Consider the following 20,900-nt stretch of genomic DNA (forward strand, 5'->3'; position numbering starts at 1 on the left):
GCCTGTAATTCTGCTGGGCGTGTAAGAAAAAAATGTGATACAACAAACAGAGCAACACGCAAACGATTAAATTCACAATACAGACCGCAGGAAAGGGTCACTATAATGATTCCACAGATTTCTCAGGCACCTGGCGTCGTTCAGCTGGTGCTCAATTTTTTGCAGGCGCTGGAGCAGCAAGGGTTTACCGGCGATACGGCAACGAATTACGCCGATCGTCTGACAATGTCGACAGATAACAGTATCTATCAGCTTCTTCCTGATGCTGTGGTTTTCCCGCGTTCAACGGCGGATGTGGCGCTTATCGCCCGTCTGGCGGCAGAGTCGCGCTTCGCCTCATTGATTTTTACCCCGCGCGGCGGCGGCACCGGCACCAATGGTCAGGCGCTGAACCAGGGCATTATCGTTGATATGTCCCGCTATATGAGCCGCATTATTGAAATTAACCCGGAAGAGGGCTGGGTGCGGGTCGAAGCCGGGGTGATCAAAGATCAACTCAATCAGTATCTGAAGCCGTATGGCTATTTCTTTGCCCCGGAGCTTTCGACCAGCAACCGTGCGACCCTCGGGGGGATGATCAATACCGATGCGTCCGGTCAGGGGTCGTTAGTTTACGGTAAAACATCCGATCATGTGCTGGGCGTTCGCGCGGTACTGCTGGGTGGCGATATTCTGGATACCCAGGCAATGCCGGTCGAACTTGCGGAAACGCTCGGTAAAAGCAACACCGCGATCGGTCGCATCTATAACACCGTATACCAGCGTTGTCGGGAAAACCGACAGCTGATTATTGATAAGTTTCCCAGACTCAACCGCTTCTTAACGGGCTACGACTTACGCCATGTCTTTAACGATGAGATGACGGAGTTCGACTTAACGCGCGTGCTGACCGGTTCTGAAGGCACGCTGGCGTTTATCACGGAAGCGCGTCTGGATATTACTCCGCTGCCTAAAGTTCGCCGTCTGGTGAACGTCAAATATGACTCTTTTGATTCCGCGTTGCGTAACGCGCCCTTTATGGTCGAGGCGCGGGCGCTCTCGGTGGAAACCGTCGATTCTAAAGTGCTTAATCTGGCGCGGGAGGACATCGTCTGGCACTCCGTCAGTGAGCTGATTACCGATGTGCCTGATAAAGAGATGCTGGGCCTGAACATCGTCGAGTTCGCCGGGGATGACGAAGCGGCTATTGATGCTCAGGTGAGCGCGTTGTGCCAGCGTCTGGATGAGCTGATTGCTCGCCAGGAAGCCGGGGTGATCGGCTGGCAGCTGTGCGCGGAGCTGGCGGGCGTGGAGCGTATCTATGCCATGCGGAAAAAAGCGGTTGGTCTGTTGGGTAATGCCAAAGGCGCGGCCAAACCGATTCCATTTGCGGAAGATACCTGCGTGCCGCCGGAGCATCTGGCCGACTATATTGCTGAATTCCGCGCGCTGCTCGACGGTCATGGCTTAAGTTATGGCATGTTCGGGCATGTTGATGCCGGGGTGCTGCACGTCAGACCCGCGCTGGATATGTGCGATCCGCAACAGGAAATTCTGATGAAGAGTCTTTCCGATGATGTGGTGGCGCTCACCGCGAAATATGGCGGTCTGCTGTGGGGCGAGCACGGTAAAGGTTTTCGCGCTGAATATAGCCCGGCGTTTTTTGGCGAGCAGCTTTATGGCGAACTACGCAAAGTGAAGGCGGCGTTCGACCCGCAAAACCGCCTGAACCCCGGAAAAATTTGTCCGCCGGAAGGCATTGATGCGCCGATGATGAAGGTCGATGCGGTGAAACGCGGTACTTACGATCGGCAGATTCCACTGGCGGTGCGTCAGGTCTGGCGCGGGGCGATGGAGTGTAACGGCAATGGCCTGTGCTTCAACTTTGACGCCAAAAGTCCGATGTGCCCGTCAATGAAAATCAGCCTGAATCGCATTCACTCTCCCAAAGGGCGTGCGACGCTGGTGCGTGAATGGTTGCGCCTGCTGGCCGACCGTGGGGTTGATCCGCTACAGCTGGAAAAAGATCTGCCGGAAAAACGCGCCAGTCTGCGGACGTTAATTGCCCGTACCCGCAACAGCTGGCACGCTCGTAAAGGCGAATATGATTTCTCCCATGAGGTGAAGGAGGCGATGTCGGGTTGCCTGGCGTGCAAAGCCTGCTCGACACAATGTCCGATTAAAATAGACGTGCCGGAGTTCCGCTCACGCTTCCTGGCGCTTTATCACACGCGCTACCTGCGTCCGCTGCGCGATCATATGGTGGCGACGGTCGAAAGCTATGCGCCATTAATGGCGCGGGCGCCGAAAACCTTTAACTTCTTTCTCAATCAGCCGTTGGTGCGAAACCTCGCGAAGAAACATATCGGCATGGTGGATTTGCCGCTACTTTCGACGCCGTCGCTGCAACAGCAAATGATCGGGCACCGTTCCGCCAATATGACGCTGGAACAGCTTGAACTCCTGAGTCAGGAGCAAAAAGAGCGTATGGTGCTGGTGGTGCAGGACCCGTTTACCAGTTACTACGATGCGCAGGTGGTGGCGGATTTTATCCGGCTGGTGGAAAAGCTCGGCATTCAGCCTGTATTGCTGCCGTTCTCGCCAAATGGCAAGGCCCAGCACATCAAAGGGTTCCTTAACCGATTTGCGAAGACGGCGAAGAAAACGGCCGAATTTCTCAATCGGGTGGCGCAGTTGCGTATCCCGATGGTCGGTGTCGACCCGGCGCTGGTGCTTTGCTATCGTGATGAATACAAACAAACCCTCGGCGAACAGCGTGGTGATTTCCACGTACAGCTGGTGAATGAGTGGCTGCCGACGGTGCTGGCGTCCCGACAGCCTCTTGCCGTGAGCGGTGAGCCTTGGTATTTCTTTGGGCATTGTACCGAAGTGACGGCATTGCCTGGCGCACCGGCGCAGTGGGCGGCCATTTTTGCACGCTTAGGGGCGAAGCTGGAGAGCGTCAGCGTAGGCTGCTGCGGCATGGCGGGTACTTACGGCCATGAAGTGAAAAATCATGAAAATTCGCTGGGGATCTATGCGCTGTCGTGGCAACAGGCGATGGCGCGACTGCCGCGCAATCGCTGCCTGGCGACCGGTTACTCTTGCCGCAGCCAGGTAAAACGCGTTGAAGGCACCGGGGTTCGCCATCCGTTACAGGCACTACTGGAGATTATTGGATGATCTGGAAACGTAAAGTCACGCTCGAAGCGCTGAACGCTCTGGGCGAAGGGAACATGGTGGGGCTACTGGATATTCGCTTTGAGCATATTAGCGACGATACGCTGGAAGCAACGATGCCGGTGGATAGCCGTACAAAGCAACCTTTTGGTCTGCTACACGGCGGCGCGTCCGTTGTGCTGGCTGAAAGTATCGGCTCGGTTGCGGGCTATTTGTGCACGCAGGGCGAACAGAAAGTCGTGGGGCTGGAGGTGAATGCCAATCACGTTCGCTCAGCGCGCGAAGGGCGCGTCAGAGGGGTGTGCAAAGCGCTGCATACCGGCTCTCGTCATCAGGTCTGGCAGATCGATATTTTTGATGAGCAGGGGCGGCTGTGCTGTTCTTCACGTCTGACAACCGCTGTTGTGTGACGTTGTCACAAAATATCTTTATCGCAGACTGCTTTTGGTCAAAATGTGTGCAGAAAAAAGTGTTATACTGTGCACGTTTTGAACATAAGCGAGGATGATATGTCTACCGATTTAGACCCAACCCAACTGGCAATTGAATTTTTACGCCGTGATAAAACCGAGCTTTCTCCAGCCCAGTATTTGAAGCGCTTAAAACAATTAGAGCTGGAATTTGCCGATTTACTCACGCTCTCTTCCTCTGAGCTAAAAGAAGAGATTTACTTTGCCTGGCGTCTGGGCGTTCATTGATTCCGCACTGTTTTATCGCTCGGTGAATTAACACCAACAGAAAACCCCGACACGCTCTGCCGGGGTTATTTTTTTGGCTATGAGCGGCGGTTTACCACTTCATTTCACCGGTATTCACTTTCGCGCTCAGCGTCAGGGAACTTTCGTCAGCGAGGCCAGGCCAGGCGGCGGTCATCGTTTTGATGACATACTCTGACCCTTTTTTCGCCTCAAGCGCTTGCTCAAAGGATTGCAGGTAATCCTGCGTGAAGCGTATAGCGGCGTCGCCTGCTGGACGTTCACCGATATAGTGACCCGGAATCACCTGGGTCGGCTGCAAGCTGTGCATCTCTGTCAACACATGACGCCAGGCCGCACGCTGCTCAGGAGACTGGGTATCCGCCGTCCAGACATGGATACCGGATGCGATTCCCGTTCCGCCAAGTATTGCACGGTTCGCCGGGACCCAGACGTAAGCGGCGTAATCGTTCGGGTGACGCAGTTCCAGCGTTTCCCCATCAATCGTAAATTGTGTCTCGGTAGTTGCCTGCGGGATGGTGAGCGCCGCTGGCGCGCCATCTTTCATTTGCGGGCCCCAGTATTGCAGTTTGGCGTCTTTCGTTGCGCGAATGTGTTCCACCACATGCGGCGTCGCCAGAACTTTCACGTTCGGGAAGGCTTTTACAATCGGTTCCAGACCAAAATAGAAATCTGGATCGCCGGAGGTAATCACGATGGCTTTCAGCGACTTGCCGCTCTTTTTAATCATCTCGACCAGCTTTTCCCCGTCTTTGGTACTGAACTGCGCGTCGAATAAAATGGCTTCTTTAGGGCCAGAGACCAGCGTGGAAGAGACCGGGAAAATCGCGTTTTCCTGCGGATTATAAACGTCGAGTTGCAGCGGGGCGGCGAACAATGGCGCGCTAGTCAGCGACAGCAGAAGTGCCAGCGTTTTGATTTTCATTCTGAGTGACCTTATCGGCAGATGATGTTGATTTATTTACGTGGCTTATTTTAAGCAAATCTCGATCTGTTAAAATTCCCCTATCAGGACATGCTGAGTTTCATAAAACGATCGGATGGAAGGTTATGGACAGAGTGATGGCGGCAACGGTGTTTAACCATATCTGCGATTTGGGTAGCCTGAGCGCGGCTGCGCGCGCATTAGGGATCTCCAGGCCGATGGTGAGCCGTTATCTGGATGAAATGGAGAAATGGGCCGGAGCCAGACTTATTCATCGTTCGTCGCGCCGCCTGACGATCACGCCTGCCGGAGAAGACGCGTTGATGAAAACGCGAACGCTGGCGCGGCTTTCCCTGGATATTGCGAGGGCGACCGGGCGAGAGGTGCCGTCCGGCACGTTGCGCGTCGCCTGCGCCCATTTCACCGCGATGCATATTCTTGCCCCGATGCTGCCCGCTTTTTTAGCGCGTTACCCTGAATTGCGCATTGAAGTGGAGATTAATAATCAGCCTGTCAGTTTAGTGGGGGAGCGTATTGATGTGGCGATACGCATTACCGATAACCCTGAGCCAGGGACAATTGCGCGTCGGCTTGGTGACTGTGAGTCTGTGCTCTGCGCGTCTCCTGACTATCTGCATCGCTATGGCACACCGCAGACGCCGGAGGCGCTGGCGCAACACAATTGCCTCTATTACAGCGGATTTGCTGGAAAATCCTGGTATTTTCTGGATGAGCAGGGAGAACCGATCTCTGTTGCGATCAAGGGCAACCTGAGTGCCGGAATCTCTTCGCTTTTGTGTGAAGCGGCGCTGGCAGGGATGGGGATTGCGCTGGTGCCGGAAAAAGAGGCGCGAGAGGGGCTGGCGCAGGAGAAACTGGTTCGTTTGTTGCCCCATCTACAACCGAGGCAATTGGCCGTATACGGGTTATACCTTTCCCGTGAGCATCAGCCCGCCGCGCTACGCCTGTTTCTTGAGGCGGTGCAGGGCGCGATGCGCGACGGTGAAGCCTGTTCCTGACGCAGCATAAGGCGTATAAAAATCGTGCAGAAAGCAAGATCTGTTAAATACGCGATGCAAGCTTATGAGAATATTCTTACACCCCTTCAAGAGCTAAGCCTGAAATGAGTGCCGGAGATAAGCGCCGGGTGGGGCAACGAACGATCGGTGTTATGCATACAACACCGATCGTTCGTTGTTAATTACTCCGTTCTTTCCGTTCTTTCTTTTTCACGTTAGTGGATTTGCTAATCCGACGGCTGTTTGAGCTATTGTTTAGCACCGTCATCGTCCGCTTTTGACCCCCATTTTTATTGATAACCCTATCTCAAAAATAGGCATTTTCGATACATATTTAATTTTTTAACCTGCCGCGCTGTTTACTCTTCTTAAATGCTTTATCTATCAATGTATTGAATAAAATAATCCATCACTGATAACCCTCGAAACAGGGTCTATGCTTAGTAAAAGTGGTCAAAAAGGGCGGTTAACCCGAATGACCCTTCTGTCAGAGGGTTGAAGTGATAATCATTATCACTAACATGGTGTTATGCCCTGGTGGCTTATTACACGAGGTGGACCTATGGAATTGCATTCAGGAACATTTAATCCAGACGATTTTGCATGGCGTGGCCTGACGCTAACGCCTGAGGCGGCGGCGCATATTCGTGACCTGGTTGCGAAGCAACCCGGCATGCTTGGCGTGCGTTTAGGCGTGAAGCAGACGGGGTGCGCGGGATTTGGTTACGTGCTGGATACCGTCAGCGAGCCAGAAAAGGACGATCTGCTGTTTGAAACGGAGGGCGCGAGGTTGTACGTGCCGCTTCAGGCCATGCCGTTTATTGACGGGACAGAGGTCGATTATGTGCGCGAAGGATTAAACCAGTTATTTAAATTTCATAACCCGAAAGCCCAGAACGAATGCGGCTGTGGCGAAAGCTTCGGGGTATAGGCGGTACTATGTCTCGTAATACTGAAGCAACTGACGATGTCAAAACCTGGACCGGTGGTCCACTGAATTATAAAGAAGGCTTCTTCACCCAGTTACAGACTGACGAGCTGGCAAAAGGCATCAGCGAAGAGGTCGTGCGTGCGATTTCCACCAAGAGAAATGAGCCGGAGTGGATGCTGGAGTTTCGCCTTAATGCGTACAAAGCCTGGCTTGAGATGGAAGAGCCGCACTGGCTGAAAGCGCACTACGATAAGCTGAATTATCAGGATTACAGTTATTACTCTGCGCCATCGTGCGGTAACTGCGATGAGACGTGCGCGTCAGAACCGGGTGCAGTACAGCAAACCGGTGCGAATGCGTTTCTCAGCAAAGAGGTGGAAGACGCCTTCGAACAGCTTGGCGTACCGGTACGTGAGGGTAAAGAGGTGGCGGTGGATGCCATTTTCGACTCCGTTTCCGTTGCCACCACCTACCGGGAAAAGCTGGCGGAACAGGGCATCATCTTCTGTTCGTTTGGCGAGGCGATTCACGATCACCCTGAGCTGGTGAAGAAATATCTGGGCACCGTGGTGCCGGGTAATGACAACTTTTTTGCTGCGCTGAACGCTGCGGTAGCGTCTGACGGCACCTTCATTTATGTGCCGAAAGGCGTTCGTTGCCCGATGGAGCTGTCAACCTATTTCCGAATCAACGCGGAAAAAACAGGGCAGTTCGAACGCACCATTCTGGTGGCGGATGAGGGCAGCTACGTCAGCTACATCGAAGGGTGTTCTGCGCCAGTGCGCGACAGCTACCAGCTGCACGCGGCGGTGGTAGAGGTGATCATCCACAAAGATGCCGAAGTAAAATATTCCACCGTGCAAAACTGGTTCCCCGGCGATAACAACACCGGCGGGATACTGAACTTCGTCACCAAGCGCGCGCTGTGCGAAGGTGAAAACAGCAAGATGTCGTGGACGCAGTCCGAAACGGGGTCGGCTATCACCTGGAAATACCCGAGCTGCATTCTGCGCGGCGATAACTCCATCGGTGAGTTTTACTCTGTGGCGCTGACCAGCGGTCATCAGCAGGCCGACACCGGCACCAAAATGATCCACATCGGTAAGAACACCAAATCGACCATTATTTCAAAAGGGATCTCCGCCGGGAATAGCCAGAACAGCTATCGCGGGCTGGTGAAGATCATGCCGACGGCAACCAACGCCCGTAACTTTACCCAGTGCGACTCAATGCTGATTGGCGCGGACTGCGGCGCGCACACCTTCCCGTATGTCGAGTGTCGTAATAACAGCGCCCAGCTTGAGCACGAGGCGACGACGTCGCGGATCGGTGAAGATCAGCTCTTTTACTGCCTGCAACGCGGCATCAGCGAAGAGGATGCCATCTCGATGATTGTTAATGGCTTCTGTAAAGACGTCTTCTCTGAACTGCCGCTGGAATTTGCCGTTGAAGCGCAAAAACTGCTGGCGATCAGCCTTGAACACAGCGTCGGTTAAGTATTAAGGAAAGCACATGTTAAGCATTAAAGATTTACAGGTCAGTGTGGAAGATAAAGCGATTCTGCGCGGTCTGGACCTCGACGTCAGACCCGGAGAAGTGCATGCCATTATGGGGCCGAACGGTTCCGGGAAGAGTACGCTTTCCGCGACGCTGGCGGGCCGTGAAGATTATGAAGTGGTTGGCGGCTCTGTCGAATTTAAAGGCAAAGATTTACTGGAACTGTCGCCAGAGGATCGGGCGGGCGAAGGCATCTTTATGGCGTTCCAGTATCCGGTAGAAATTCCTGGCGTCAGCAACCAGTTTTTCCTGCAAACAGCACTGAATGCCGTGCGCAGCTATCGTGGTCAGGAGTCGCTGGATCGTTTTGATTTTCAGGATCTGATGGAAGAGAAAATCGCGCTTTTGAAGATGCCGGAAGATTTGCTGACCCGTTCGGTGAACGTGGGCTTCTCCGGCGGTGAGAAGAAACGTAACGATATTCTGCAAATGGCGGTGCTGGAGCCGGAACTGTGCATCCTTGATGAGTCTGACTCCGGGCTGGATATTGATGCGCTGAAAATTGTCGCGGAAGGCGTCAACTCGCTGCGTGACGGTAAACGTTCATTCATTATCGTGACGCACTATCAGCGCATTCTGGACTACATCAAACCTGATTACGTCCACGTCCTGTATCAGGGGCGGATTGTGAAGTCCGGCGATTTCACTCTGGTCAAACAACTGGAGGAGCAAGGATATGGCTGGCTTACCGAACAGCAGTAACGCGCTGCAACAATGGCACCATCTGTTTGAGGCGCAGGGCGAATCCCGCTCGGCGCACGCGCAGCAGCATTTACAACAGATGCTGCGCCTGGGGCTGCCGACGCGTAAGCATGAAAACTGGAAATACACGCCGCTGGAAGGGTTGGTCAGTAGCCAGTTTGTCAGCCGTTTTGCCGAGGTTACTCAGGAACAGCGCGACGCGCTGGCGCTGGATATCGACGCTGTGCGTCTGGTGTTTATTGACGGCCAGTTCAGCCCGCAGCTTAGCGACAGCGCTACAGACAGCGGTTTCGACATTGCGATCAACGACGAACGTCAGGCGCTGGCCGCACCGGTTCAGCCGGAGGTTTTCCTGCATCTGACGGAAAGCCTGGCGCAGAGCGTGACGCACATCAGCGTTAAGCGCAACCAGCGGCCCTCTAAGCCGTTGCTGCTGATGCATATCACGCAGGGGCTGGAAGGCGATGAGGTCAACACTGCGCACTACCGTCACCACCTGGAACTGGCGGAAGGGGCAGAGGCGACGGTGATAGAACACTATGTCAGCCTTAACGCGGCACGGCACTTTACCGGAGCGCGTCTGACCATGAACGTGGCGGCGAATGCGCATCTGCACCACATCAAACTGGCGTTTGAAAACCCGGTGAGCCACCACTTTGCCCATAACGATATTCTGCTGGCGGCGGATGCAAGCGCGCACAGCCACAGTTTCCTGTTGGGCGATGCCGTGCTGCGACATAACACCAGCACCCAGTTAAACGGTGAAAACACCACGCTGCGGATTAACAGCCTGGCGATGCCGGTGAAAAACGAAGTGTGTGATACCCGTACGTGGCTGGAGCACAACAAGGGTTACTGCAACAGCCGCCAGTTGCATAAAACCATTGTCAGCGATAAAGGTCGGGCGGTATTCAATGGCTTGATCAACGTGGCGCAGCACGCCATTAAAACCGACGGACAAATGACCAATAACAATCTGCTGCTCGGTAAACTTGCCGAGGTGGACACCAAACCGCAGCTGGAGATTTACGCCGATGACGTGAAATGCAGCCACGGGGCGACGGTAGGACGGATTGATGACGAGCAGATGTTCTACCTGCGTTCACGCGGGATTGGAGAGCAGGATGCCAGACAGATGATTCTCTACGCGTTTGCCGCTGAGTTGACGGAAGCCCTCGGCGATGACGCGCTTAAACAACAGGTGCTGGCGCGAATAGGGCTTCGCCTGCCGGGAGGCATAGCATGACATTTCCCATCGAAAAAGTGCGGGCTGATTTTCCCGTCCTGACGCGTGAAGTCAACGGGCTACCGTTGGCGTATCTGGATAGCGCGGCCAGTGCGCAAAAGCCCAACCAGGTGATTGACGCTGAGGCGGAGTTTTACCGTCATGGCTATGCGGCGGTGCACCGGGGCATCCATACGCTGAGCGCGCAGGCCACCGAGAAGATGGAAAATGTGCGTAAACAGGCATCGCTGTTCATTAACGCCCGTTCAGCGGAAGAGCTGGTGTTCGTGCGCGGGACGACAGAGGGCATCAACCTTGTTGCCAACAGTTGGGGGCCGGAGAATGTTCGGGCTGGCGATAACATCATCATCAGCGAGATGGAGCACCACGCCAATATCGTCCCCTGGCAGATGTTGTGCGCGCGTACAGGGGCGGAACTGCGCGTCATTCCGCTCAATACGGACGGCACGTTGCAGCTGGATACGCTCCCGTCGCTGTTTGATGAGCGTACCCGACTGCTGGCTATCGCGCATGTGTCGAACGTGCTGGGAACGGAAAACCCGCTTCCTGAAATGATCGCGCTGGCGCATCAGTATGGCGCGAAAGTGCTGGTTGATGGCGCGCAGGCGGTAATGCACCATGCGGTGGATGTTCAGGCGCTGGATTGTGATTTTTACGTTTTCTCCGGGCATAAGCTGTATGGCCCCACCGGTATCGGCGTGCTGTATGTCCGGGAGGAACTGCTTCAGGATATGCCGCCGTGGGAAGGCGGCGGTTCGATGATTGCGACCGTTAGTCTGACGGAAGGGACGACCTGGACCAAAGCGCCCTGGCGTTTTGAGGCGGGGACGCCGAACACGGGCGGAATTATCGGCCTGGGCGCCGCCATTGAATACGTCTGCGCGTTAGGGCTGGCGGAAATCAGCGAATATGAACAAAACCTGATGCACTATGCGCTGGAACAGCTGGCGGACGTGCCGGAGTTGACGCTATATGGCCCGGCTAACCGGCTGGGGGTCATCGCCTTTAATCTGGGCAAACACCACGCTTATGACGTGGGCAGCTTCCTCGACAATTACGGTATCGCCGTACGAACCGGCCATCACTGCGCAATGCCGCTGATGACGTATTACAACGTTCCCGCCATGTGCCGGGCGTCGATAGCAATGTATAACACCCATGAAGAAGTGGATCGTCTGGCAACCGGGCTAAAACGTATTCATCGCTTACTGGGATAACAGGGAGACGCTATGGCTGCGCTACCAGATAAAGAAAGATTGCTGCGTAATTTTCAGCGTTGCGCCAATTGGGAAGAAAAGTATCTGTACATTATTGAACTGGGGCAGCGTCTGGCGGAATTAAATGAGCAGGATCGTCACCCGGAAAATAGTATTCAGGGATGTCAGAGTCAGGTATGGATTGTTATGCGTCAGAACGCTGACGGCGTTATTGAATTGCAGGGCGACAGCGATGCAGCAATAGTAAAAGGGTTAATTGCCATCGTCTTCATTTTGTATCATCAGATGACGCCACAGGATATTGTGAATTTTGATGTGCGGCCGTGGTTTGAAAAAATGGCGCTGACGCAACATCTCACGCCCTCCCGTTCACAAGGACTGGAAGCAATGATTCGCGCGATCCGCGCCAGAGCCGCAACTCTTAGCTAAACTGAAAAGACGTAGAACGCCAGATGGCGTACAGCTCTACGTGACTCGTAGGCCGGATAAGGCATTTAACCGCCATCCGGCAAAACGCCAGGGGGGTGGATATGAAACGTGCGTCTCTCATTGCAGTTACACTTTTCGGCGCTTACAGCGCATTTCAGGCGGCCTGGGCAGTGGATTACCCCTTGCCGCCAGCAAACAGTCGCCTTGTCGGGCAGAATCAAACCTATACCGTGCAAGCGGGGGATAAAAACTTACAGGCGATTGCCCGGCGTTTTGATACTGCCGCAATGTTGATCCTGGAGGCAAATAATACCATCGCGCCGGTCCCTAAACCGGGGACGCCGATTATCATTCCATCTCAACTGTTATTACCCGATGCGCCGCGTGAAGGCATTATTGTGAACCTGGCGGAGTTACGACTCTATTATTTCCCGCCGGGTGAAAATAGTGTTCAGGTTTACCCTATCGGTATTGGTTTAGAGGGGCTGGAAACGCCGGTAATGGCGACGCGCGTCGGGCAAAAAATCCCGAATCCGACCTGGACGCCGACGGCAGGTATCCGCAAACGCTCGCTTGAACGCGGCATTACGCTGCCGCCGGTGGTGCCCGCCGGGCCAAATAACCCGTTAGGACGCTTCGCCCTGCGCCTGGCATACGGCAACGGTGAGTATCTCATTCACGGCACCAATGCCCCGGACAGCGTCGGGTTACGCGTCAGTTCCGGCTGTATTCGGATGAACGCGCCGGACATTAAGGCGCTGTTTGCGCAGGTCAGAACGGGAACGCCGGTACGGGTGATTAACGAGCCGGTGAAATTCGCCGTGGAACCAAATGGAATGCGTTACGTTGAGGTACACCGCCCGCTGTCGCCTGAAGAGGAGCAAAACGTACAGACGATGCCGTATGTGTTGCCAGCAGGCTTTACGCAGTTTAAGGCGACTCAGGAGGTGGATGAACGTCTGGTGGAAAACGCGCTGTATCGCCGGGCGGGATATCCGGTTGCCGTTACATCAGGGCAGGCGCCGGTAGCTTCTGGCCGCTCTGTGGTGGAGTCCGCGCAAAACAGCCAACCCGGAAGCGGCGCTGAAACCCAGGCAACGCAGTAGCAGGGAAGGGAAAACACAGGCAAAAAAAATGGCGCACAATGTGCGCCATTTTTATTACACAGGTACTATTACTTACGGTATTTAGTAGCCTGGTTGTCCAGACGCTGGTTAGCGCGAGCTGCGTCGTCTTTAGCAGCCTGAACGTCGGAACGCATTGCGTTCACGTCGTTGCTCAGCTGGTCAACTTTAGCGTTCAGAGTCTGAACGTCAGAAGACAGCTGATCGATTTTAGCGTTGCTGGAGCAACCAGCCAGCAGAGTAGAACCCAGGATTACCGCGCCCAGTACCAGTTTAGTACGATTCATTATTAATACCCTCTAGATTGAGTTAATCTCCATGTAGCGTTACAAGTATTACACAAACTTTTTTAGGTTGAGAATATTTTTTTGACGGGAATGCACTTATTTTTGATCGTTCGCTCAAAGAAGCATCGAATTGAGCTAAAATGGCTAAAAAACCGAGTGAAAACAGAATCCTTCCATCGGATTCGTCTTAGATAATCTGCGATTAGATAGTGAAATCCGATTTGATTTTTTATTAAGAGTGGCTATCGATTAAATAAAAAAAGCGCCGCGAGGGCGCTTTTTATTCAGAAAATTAATTCACACAGGAATTATTACAGGACGTGAACAGATGCGGTGTTGGTCGTGCCGCTCGGTACCAGCGCGCCGGAAACCATGACCACAACGTCGCCTTTCTGGCCCAGACCGCTCTGTAGAGCGACTTCTTTACCCAGACGGTAGAAGTCGTCAGTAGAGTTAATTTCTTTCACCAGCTGCGGCACAATGCCTTTGCTCAGCACCAGCTGACGCGCGGTCACTTCGTTGGTGGTCAGCGCCAGGATGGTAGCGTCCGGGAAGTATTTACGCACTGCGCGAGCAGATTTACCGCCCTGAGTTGCAACGACAATGACCGGCGCTTCCAGTTTTTCGGCAGTTTCAACCGCGCCGCGGCACACCGCTTCGGTGATGCGCAGTTTACGGCTGTCGTTGTTGAAGTCCAGACGGCTGGTCATCACGCGGTCAGTACGCTCGCAGATGGTCGCCATGATGGTGACGGCTTCCAGCGGGTATTTTCCTTTTGCGGATTCGCCGGACAGCATCACTGCGTCGGTGCCGTCGAGGATGGCGTTCGCCACGTCGCCAGCTTCTGCGCGGGTCGGACGCGGGTTCTTGATCATGGAATCCAGCATCTGGGTCGCGGTGATAACGACTTTACGCGCGCGGATACATTTTTCGATGATCATCTTCTGCGCGAAGATAACTTCTTCAACCGGGATCTCAACGCCCATGTCGCCACGAGCAACCATGATGCCGTCAGACGCTTCGAGGATCTCATCGAAGTTGTTCAGGCCTTCCTGGTTTTCGATCTTGGAGATGATCTGGATGTTCTCGCCGCCGTGCGCTTTCAGGTGCTCACGGATTTCAACAACGTCAGAACGCTTACGGATAAAGGACGCGGCAACAAAGTCAACGCCTTGTTCGCAGCCGAAGATCAGATCCTGTTTGTCTTTTTCAGCCAGTGCTGGCAGCGCGATGGAAACGCCCGGCAGGTTAACGCCTTTGTTTTCGCCCAGGTCGCCGTTGTTCAGCACTTTACAGATAACCTTGTTACCTTCGATCGCGGTGACTTCCATGCCGATCAGACCATCGTCGACCAGTACGGTGTTGCCTACGGACAGGTCAGAAGTGAAACCTTCGTAAGTGACGGCAACCATTTCGCTGTTGCCGATAACGGATTTGTCCGTTGTGAAAGTGAAGGTCTGGCCCGCTTTCAGGGAGACGTCATTACCACCTTCCAGCTTAATGGTACGGATTTCCGGGCCTTTGGTATCGAGCAGGATTGCGGCTTTTTTACCGGTTTTGCTCATTACGTTGCGCAAATTCTTGATGCGCTGACCGTGTTCTGCATAGTCACCGTGAGAGAAGTTCAGACGCATAACGTTCATGCCTGCGTCCAGCATTTTGGTTAACATCTCTTCAGATTCGGTTTTCGGACCGATGGTGCAAACAATTTTCGTCTTTTTCATGACAGTCTTAGTCTTTAAGTTGAGAAGGATATGGAAATCTGGCTTCAGGGGCGCACGGCCTTGAAGCTAAACCTGTGTTGCGAAAGTGGTGTTGCCTCGCTCTAAGGATAGGTGACATCGAAAGAGCGTGCAGAGGAATGTGTGCTCGTGTTTCAGCCCAACGGGATGGCGTGTTTTTTAGTCGTTGAGTTTTGCAGTCCAATGCGCTGAAACCATTCAAGAGACAATTGGCGCGCATTATACGCTGAAATTTACACAAAAGGAAAATGAAAACAGCGTTTCAAAAAACATCTGTGCAGATTCACAACAAATTGTTATTAAAGCGTTAATTATGATCCTTGCGTTGTGCCGCCCGGGAAAGGGCGGCGTTGCGCAACTACCCGGCGAGCGCCTGAGCTAAATCGTCCTGCAAATCCTGAACATCTTCAATGCCCACTGACAGGCGAATCAATTGCGGGGTGATGCCATTCGCCAGACGCTGCTCAAGCGGAATAGAGGCGTGAGTCATGGTAAACGGCTGGCTGACGAGGCTTTCAACACCGCCCAGGCTTTCTGCCAGGGTAAATAATTTCAGCCGCGTGATAACGTCAGTGGCGCGCTGGTCATCGCCTTTTATGACGATGGAGATCATCCCGCCGAACTGTGACATTTGCTGGCGCGCAAGGGCATGCTGAGGATGCGACGCCAGCCCCGGATACCAGACGTGTTCTACCGCCGGATGTTTTTCCAGCCATTGCGCCAGCGTCAGCGCATTGCCGCTGTGCCGCTCAATTCGCAAGGCCAGCGTGCGAATACCGCGTAATGTCAGAAAACTGCTAAATGGGTCCAGTACGCCGCCGACGGCGTTTTGCAGATAACCCAGCTGTTGTGCGAGCACCGGGTTGTCCCCGACGACCGCCAGTCCGGCGACGACGTCTGAATGGCCGTTCAGGTATTTCGTCGCGGAATGCACCACGATATCGAACCCCAGATCAAGAGGACGATGGATCAACGGCGAAGCGAAGGTGTTATCGGCCACGCTGATAAGCTGGTGGCGACGCGCGATATCGGCAATGGCCGCCAGATCGGCCAGTTTTAGTAACGGATTTGTCGGCGTTTCTACCCAGATCATGCGGGTATCAGGACGAATCGCGGCTTCAATACCGGCCAGATCGTCAGGTTTCACCCAGCTTACCTGTAATCCGGCGCTGCGACGGCGCACATTTTCAATCAGTCGATAGGTGCCGCCATAGACATCGTCAATCGCCACCAGATGGCTGTCTTTATCGAGAAGTTCAAGCACGGTAGCGATGCCCGCCAGACCGGACGCGAAGGCATAACCTTGCGTACCGCCTTCCAGCTCGGCAATGGCGGTTTCCAGCGCATGGCGCGTCGGGTTGCCGCTGCGTGAATATTCATATCCGGTATGCTGACCCGGCGCAGGTTGCGCAAACGTCGATGTCGCATAAATCGGCGGCATAACGGCGCCGTGCGCGTCAGAAAAGGTTCCGCTGTGGACGCTAAGTGTGGAATACGATTTCATGAGTGTTCCTTATTTATCCAGGCGGTTGCGCCAGTGGGTGAGCACATCGCTACGGGTGACCAGACCGAGGAACTGGTCGTTGTCGACAATCACAGCCACCTGGCCGCGATCAAAAATAGGTTTCAGCGCGCTTTCCGGTTCGCGTTTATCAAGCCGGACCACCTCGCGCGTCATCGCTTCTTTTACCGGGAGGGAAAAACGCGGGTTATCGCCCTGAATATGCGTAATCAGATCCCATTCGTCGATGATGCCGATAAGCTGATCCTCCTGAAGAACCGGCAACTGCGAAATATCGTACAGGCGCATACGCGCCAGCACGGTCGCCAGCGTATCGTCCGGCGCGGCGGTCACGGTTGCCCCTTCGTCATGACGTAAGGCGATGAAGTCGCTCAGATCGCCAGCCTGTGGCCGGGTGATGAGCCCTTGCTGGCGCATCCAGTCATCGTTAAACATTTTCGAGAGATACTTATTGCCGCTATCGCAGGCGAAGGTCGCCACGCGCTTTGGCTGCGTCTGCGCCTGGCAGTAGCGCAGGGCGGCGGCGAGCAGCGTACCGGTCGATGAACCGGCAAGGATGCCTTCGGTTCTGAGCAACTCGCGCGCCGTGGCGAAGGCGTCTTTATCGCTGATGCGAAAGGCCTGTGAAACGGATTCGATGTGGGCGAGCGGCGGAATAAAGTCCTCGCCAATCCCTTCAACCAGCCAGGAACCGGCGGTGCCGAATGTGCCTGTCTCGACCTGATCGGCAAGGATTGAACCGGCGGGGTCGGCCAGCACGAACTCCGTGTGCGGGGAGTGTTCGCGAAACCATGCCTGTAAACCGCCCAGCGTGCCGCCGGAACCGACGCCGACCACGATGGCGTCAATGCGGCCATCCATCTGGGCAAACAATTCGGGGGCGGTGGTGGAAGCATGCGCCAGCGGGTTCGCGGCGTTGTTGAACTGATCAATATAGAAGGCGCCGGGCGTCTCCTGCGCCAGACGGCGTGCGTAATCCTGATAATAGGCCGGATGACCTTTGTTGACGTCTGAGCGGGTTAATACCACCTGTGCGCCAAGCGCGCGCAAATGGAAGATCTTCTCACGGCTCATTTTGTCCGGCACGACCAGCGTCAGGGCATAACCTTTTTGCGCGGCGATCAGCGCCAGCCCCAGCCCGGTGTTGCCCGCCGTCGCTTCAATAATCGTGCCGCCGGGCTTTAGCAGCCCCTGTCTTTCCGCTTCATTGATCATAGAAAGTGCGACGCGATCTTTAATCGAACCGCCCGGATTCTGGTTCTCCAGTTTCAAAAAGAGTTCGCTTACGCCGCTATTCAGCTTATGCAACTGAAGCAGCGGCGTATTGCCAATCAGTTCCGTTACGGAGTGAAACGTTGTCATGGTGAATATCCGTCAGTGAATAACATGACGAAATAATAGGGTTGCCAAAATGCACGCCTAAAGAATGTTTGTCTGTGAATAAGAACAGAATGGAATATAAAACGCTATTTGGATGGCAGGACGTTTAGCCGTGCAGTCGTCTGGCGGTGTTGATGGCCGAATTACCCTGTTTTTGTCGATTAATTCAACAGTTTACGCTGCTCGCGTTAAGGATAATGCCGCTCCCCGCATAAAGGTTGCCGAAATTGTACTAAAGCCATTTTCCCGCGCTGCGCCTCTCTTATTCTTTGTGGATATATCAAATTCCTTTTTGGTCATTTAAAAGCAGAAACACCCTGATTACACTCATTTGGACATCCATACTGCTAAACAGCTAAAAGCACTGGCAGGATAACCATAAGCAGCAGCGGATACGATAACGATATGATCGTCCTGAAAAATATTTCGAAAGTTTTTATGCCCGGCAAGCTGTCTATTACCGCAGTGGATAACGTTAATCTGACGGTTGAACAGGGACAAATTTACGGGATTATTGGCTACAGCGGCGCCGGAAAGAGTACGTTGATTCGTTTGCTGAACGGTCTGGAAAAACCGACCGTGGGCAGCGTGACCATCAATGGTCACGATATTTCAGCGGCGACAGGAGAGTCCCTGCGCCAGGCGCGGCTGAAAATCAGCATGGTGTTTCAGCACTTCAATTTGCTGTGGTCGCGTACCGTCAGCGAAAACATCGCTTTTTCTATGCAAATCGCGGGCGCGCCAAAAGCAAAAATCAAGGCACGGGTGGCGGAGCTGATCGACCTGGTGGGATTAACCGGGCGTGAGAATGCTTACCCATCCCAGCTGAGCGGCGGGCAAAAGCAACGTGTGGGGATTGCCCGTGCGCTGGCAAATAACCCGGATGTGCTGCTCTGCGACGAGGCGACTTCCGCGCTGGACCCGCAAACCACCGATCAGATTCTGGATCTGCTGCTCGATATTAATCGCCGCTTCCAGCTCACGATTGTGCTTATTACCCACGAGATGCATGTGGTGCGCAAAATCTGCGATCGCGTTGCGGTGATGGAAAACGGCAGAGTGGTGGAGGAAGGCGATGTGCTGAACGTCTTTACTCATCCGCAACAGCCGATTACCCGGCAGTTTGTCCGCCAGGTAAGTCAGTATGCCGAAGAGGAGGCGTTTAACCCGCAGCTGGCGAGCGAGCTGGGCGGGACGGTGATTAAGCTGACCTTCACCGGGCACAGTACGCATCAGCCGATCGTAGGGGAGCTTACCCTGCGTTACGGCCTGCCTTTCAATATCTTACACGGCAAGATGACGCAAACCGCGCATGGCGTGTTTGGCCAACTGTGGCTGCACGTCGTGGCGACGGAAGAACAACTGAATAATATTCTGGCGGATTTGCGGCAGAGCGATATTGAAGGTGAGGTAGTACAACATGGTTGAGAATCTGTTTCCCCATCTGAAATGGGAACAACTTTTTGCGGCAACGCAGGAAACGCTCTATATGACGGCGCTTTCCGGTATCGCGACGTTTGTGCTGGGGATTGTACTGGGGCTGGCGCTGTTTTTGACCGCGCGCGGCGGGCTGTTTCAGAACCGCACGCTGTATAGCGTCATTTCGCTGGTGGTGAATATTTTTCGCTCGATCCCGTTCATCATTTTGATCGTCTTGCTGATCCCGTTTACCAAAGCGCTGGTCGGCACCATTCTCGGCGCGAACGCTGCGCTGCCGGCGCTGATTGTCGGGGCGGCGCCGTTTTATGCGCGTCTGGTTGAAATCGCACTGCGCGAGGTCGACAGAGGCGTGATTGAAGCCACGCGTTCGATGGGCGCACGTCTCAGCACACTTATTTTTCGGGTTTTACTGCCTGAATCATCACCCGCACTGGTGTCCGGGATCACCGTGACGCTGATTGCGCTGGTCAGTTACAGCGCGATGGCCGGAGTGATTGGGGCAGGCGGTTTAGGGAACCTGGCTTATCTGGAAGGATTCCAGCGCAACCACAACGACGTCACGCTGGTGGCGACGGTGACTATCCTGATCATCGTCTTCATTATCCAGTTCTGCGGCGATGTGATCACCTCTCTGTTAGATAAACGCTAATAAAATACGGAAACCATTATCATGAAAAAATCACTGACATTACTCGCCGCAGCAACCTTAAGCGCCCTGAGCTTCGCCTCCTGGGCGGATACGCTGACCGTTGGCGCCTCTAACGTACCGCATGCGGAAATCCTTGAGCAGGCGAAACCGATTCTGGCGAAACAGGGGATCGATCTGGAGATTAAACCTTTCCAGGATTACATTCTGCCGAACACCGCGCTGGCCGGTCGTGAAATCGACGCCAACTACTTCCAGCATATCCCGTACCTGAATAGCGTGCTGAAAGATCATGCGGGTGATAAAACCTATGATTTCGTCAGCGCCGGGGCGATTCATATTGAGCCGATCGGCATCTACTCTAAAAAATACAAATCGCTGAAAGATCTGCCGGAAGGCGGCAGGATCATTATGCGTGACGCGGTCTCTGAAGAGGGACGTATTCTGTCGATCTTTGAAAAAGAGGGCGTGATCAAACTGAAGCCGGACGTGGATAAGGTCAGCGCGCGCATCAGCGACATCGTGGATAACCCGAAAAAACTGAAGTTCCTGCCGAACGTGGAAGCGGCGCTGTTACCACAGATGTACAACAACGATGAAGGCGATGCGGTGGTGATTAACGCCAACTACGCTATCGACGCAGGTCTGGACCCGGTTAACGATCCGATCGCCGTTGAGAGCGGAGAAAACAATCCGTACGCCAACATCATTACCGTACATCGTGGCGACGAGAAGAAAAAAGACATCGTGGCGCTGGTTGACGTTCTGCACTCAAAAGAGATTCAGGACTGGATCCGCACGAAGTACAAAGGCGCGGTGATTCCGGTCAATAACTAATACCACGTAGTGCCGGATAGC

At 54.0% G+C, this 20,900-nt stretch carries 20 protein-coding genes; 14 read left to right on the plus strand and 6 right to left on the minus strand.

The window, feature by feature from the left end:
• The first annotated feature begins 105 nt into the window (after positions 1 to 105).
• The 3 genes from ydiJ (at position 106) to OGV50_RS03470 (ending at position 3,857) form a co-directional block, all read left to right on the plus strand.
• Positions 106 to 3,162: a D-2-hydroxyglutarate dehydrogenase YdiJ gene (gene ydiJ, locus OGV50_RS03460; RefSeq protein ID WP_200092569.1), complete on the plus strand. Its 3,057-nt coding sequence runs from the start codon at positions 106 to 108 to the stop codon at positions 3,160 to 3,162.
• Positions 3,159 to 3,569, plus strand: coding sequence for a 1,4-dihydroxy-2-naphthoyl-CoA hydrolase (gene menI / locus OGV50_RS03465; RefSeq protein ID WP_012132590.1), 411 nt, complete (start codon positions 3,159 to 3,161; stop codon positions 3,567 to 3,569). The genes ydiJ and menI overlap by 4 nt, the downstream gene beginning before the upstream one ends.
• 99 nt (positions 3,570 to 3,668) lie before the next feature.
• Positions 3,669 to 3,857 (plus strand): YdiH family protein, encoded by a 189-nt coding sequence (locus tag OGV50_RS03470; protein WP_024130379.1) that lies wholly within the window; start codon positions 3,669 to 3,671, stop codon positions 3,855 to 3,857.
• A 91-nt stretch (positions 3,858 to 3,948) separates the two neighbouring features.
• On the opposite strand, the gene OGV50_RS03475 is transcribed toward OGV50_RS03470, so the two are convergent.
• Positions 3,949 to 4,800 (minus strand): Vmh family MBL fold metallo-hydrolase, encoded by an 852-nt coding sequence (locus OGV50_RS03475; protein WP_012132588.1) that lies wholly within the window; start codon positions 4,798 to 4,800, stop codon positions 3,949 to 3,951.
• 125 nt (positions 4,801 to 4,925) lie between these two features.
• On the opposite strand from OGV50_RS03475, the gene OGV50_RS03480 reads away from it, so the two are divergent.
• From OGV50_RS03480 to ldtE, 8 genes are all read left to right on the plus strand, one after another.
• On the plus strand, positions 4,926 to 5,819 hold the full coding sequence (locus OGV50_RS03480) for a LysR family transcriptional regulator (protein WP_286488317.1): 894 nt from the start codon (positions 4,926 to 4,928) through the stop codon (positions 5,817 to 5,819).
• A 562-nt stretch (positions 5,820 to 6,381) separates the two neighbouring features.
• Positions 6,382 to 6,750 (plus strand): Fe-S cluster assembly scaffold SufA, encoded by a 369-nt coding sequence (sufA, locus tag OGV50_RS03485; RefSeq protein WP_012132586.1) that lies wholly within the window; start codon positions 6,382 to 6,384, stop codon positions 6,748 to 6,750.
• An 8-nt stretch (positions 6,751 to 6,758) separates the two neighbouring features.
• Positions 6,759 to 8,246 carry a Fe-S cluster assembly protein SufB gene (sufB, locus tag OGV50_RS03490; protein WP_049011809.1) on the plus strand — a complete coding sequence of 496 codons (1,488 nt, stop codon included), beginning with the start codon at positions 6,759 to 6,761 and terminating at the stop codon, positions 8,244 to 8,246.
• A 16-nt stretch (positions 8,247 to 8,262) separates the two neighbouring features.
• Positions 8,263 to 9,009: a Fe-S cluster assembly ATPase SufC gene (sufC, locus tag OGV50_RS03495; RefSeq protein ID WP_012132584.1), complete on the plus strand. Its 747-nt coding sequence runs from the start codon at positions 8,263 to 8,265 to the stop codon at positions 9,007 to 9,009.
• Complete coding sequence (gene sufD, locus OGV50_RS03500; protein ID WP_275147399.1) at positions 8,984 to 10,255, plus strand: Fe-S cluster assembly protein SufD; 1,272 nt, start codon at positions 8,984 to 8,986, stop codon at positions 10,253 to 10,255. Before sufC ends, sufD begins: the two co-directional genes overlap by 26 nt.
• On the plus strand, positions 10,252 to 11,472 hold the full coding sequence (gene sufS / locus OGV50_RS03505) for a cysteine desulfurase SufS (RefSeq protein ID WP_012132582.1): 1,221 nt from the start codon (positions 10,252 to 10,254) through the stop codon (positions 11,470 to 11,472). The genes sufD and sufS overlap by 4 nt, the downstream gene beginning before the upstream one ends.
• 12 nt (positions 11,473 to 11,484) lie before the next feature.
• Entirely contained in the window at positions 11,485 to 11,901 is a 417-nt protein-coding gene (gene sufE, locus OGV50_RS03510; protein WP_058669049.1) for a cysteine desulfuration protein SufE, read from the plus strand.
• A gap of 101 nt (positions 11,902 to 12,002) precedes the next feature.
• Positions 12,003 to 13,007: a L,D-transpeptidase LdtE gene (gene ldtE, locus OGV50_RS03515; protein ID WP_012132580.1), complete on the plus strand. Its 1,005-nt coding sequence runs from the start codon at positions 12,003 to 12,005 to the stop codon at positions 13,005 to 13,007.
• A gap of 68 nt (positions 13,008 to 13,075) precedes the next feature.
• Here the strand turns inward: ldtE and lpp are convergent, their stop codons facing one another.
• From lpp to OGV50_RS03540, 5 genes are all read right to left on the minus strand, one after another.
• Complete coding sequence (lpp, locus tag OGV50_RS03520; protein ID WP_001082307.1) at positions 13,076 to 13,312, minus strand: murein lipoprotein Lpp; 237 nt, start codon at positions 13,310 to 13,312, stop codon at positions 13,076 to 13,078.
• A gap of 311 nt (positions 13,313 to 13,623) precedes the next feature.
• Positions 13,624 to 15,036 carry a pyruvate kinase PykF gene (gene pykF, locus OGV50_RS03525; RefSeq protein ID WP_012132579.1) on the minus strand — a complete coding sequence of 471 codons (1,413 nt, stop codon included), beginning with the start codon at positions 15,034 to 15,036 and terminating at the stop codon, positions 13,624 to 13,626.
• Positions 15,037 to 15,043: 7 nt separating this feature from the next.
• A complete protein-coding gene (ynhH, locus tag OGV50_RS03530; RefSeq protein ID WP_244264181.1) occupies positions 15,044 to 15,238 on the minus strand; it encodes a protein YnhH in 195 nt (64 codons plus the stop codon).
• 174 nt (positions 15,239 to 15,412) lie between these two features.
• The gene (locus OGV50_RS03535) at positions 15,413 to 16,558 is read right to left on the minus strand and encodes a trans-sulfuration enzyme family protein (protein WP_200092577.1); all 1,146 of its coding nucleotides are present in this window, start codon (positions 16,556 to 16,558) and stop codon (positions 15,413 to 15,415) included.
• A gap of 9 nt (positions 16,559 to 16,567) precedes the next feature.
• On the minus strand, positions 16,568 to 17,938 hold the full coding sequence (locus OGV50_RS03540) for a pyridoxal-phosphate dependent enzyme (protein ID WP_071258175.1): 1,371 nt from the start codon (positions 17,936 to 17,938) through the stop codon (positions 16,568 to 16,570).
• 423 nt (positions 17,939 to 18,361) lie between these two features.
• Here OGV50_RS03540 and OGV50_RS03545 point away from each other — a divergent pair, with 423 nt between their 5' ends.
• The 3 genes from OGV50_RS03545 to OGV50_RS03555 are packed head-to-tail and all read left to right on the plus strand — an operon-like array spanning position 18,362 to position 20,879.
• Positions 18,362 to 19,384 carry a methionine ABC transporter ATP-binding protein gene (locus OGV50_RS03545; protein WP_200024306.1) on the plus strand — a complete coding sequence of 341 codons (1,023 nt, stop codon included), beginning with the start codon at positions 18,362 to 18,364 and terminating at the stop codon, positions 19,382 to 19,384.
• Positions 19,377 to 20,045, plus strand: a complete 669-nt coding sequence (locus OGV50_RS03550; protein WP_012132573.1) for a methionine ABC transporter permease — start codon at positions 19,377 to 19,379, stop codon at positions 20,043 to 20,045. Before OGV50_RS03545 ends, OGV50_RS03550 begins: the two co-directional genes overlap by 8 nt.
• A gap of 21 nt (positions 20,046 to 20,066) precedes the next feature.
• The gene (locus OGV50_RS03555; RefSeq protein WP_012132572.1) at positions 20,067 to 20,879 is read left to right on the plus strand and encodes a MetQ/NlpA family ABC transporter substrate-binding protein; all 813 of its coding nucleotides are present in this window, start codon (positions 20,067 to 20,069) and stop codon (positions 20,877 to 20,879) included.
• The last annotated feature ends 21 nt before the right edge of the window (positions 20,880 to 20,900 follow it).

Origin of the sequence: Citrobacter sp. CK180, assembly GCF_030333655.1 — a bacterium.
GTDB classification, from domain to species: Bacteria; Pseudomonadota; Gammaproteobacteria; order Enterobacterales; family Enterobacteriaceae; genus Citrobacter_B; species Citrobacter_B koseri.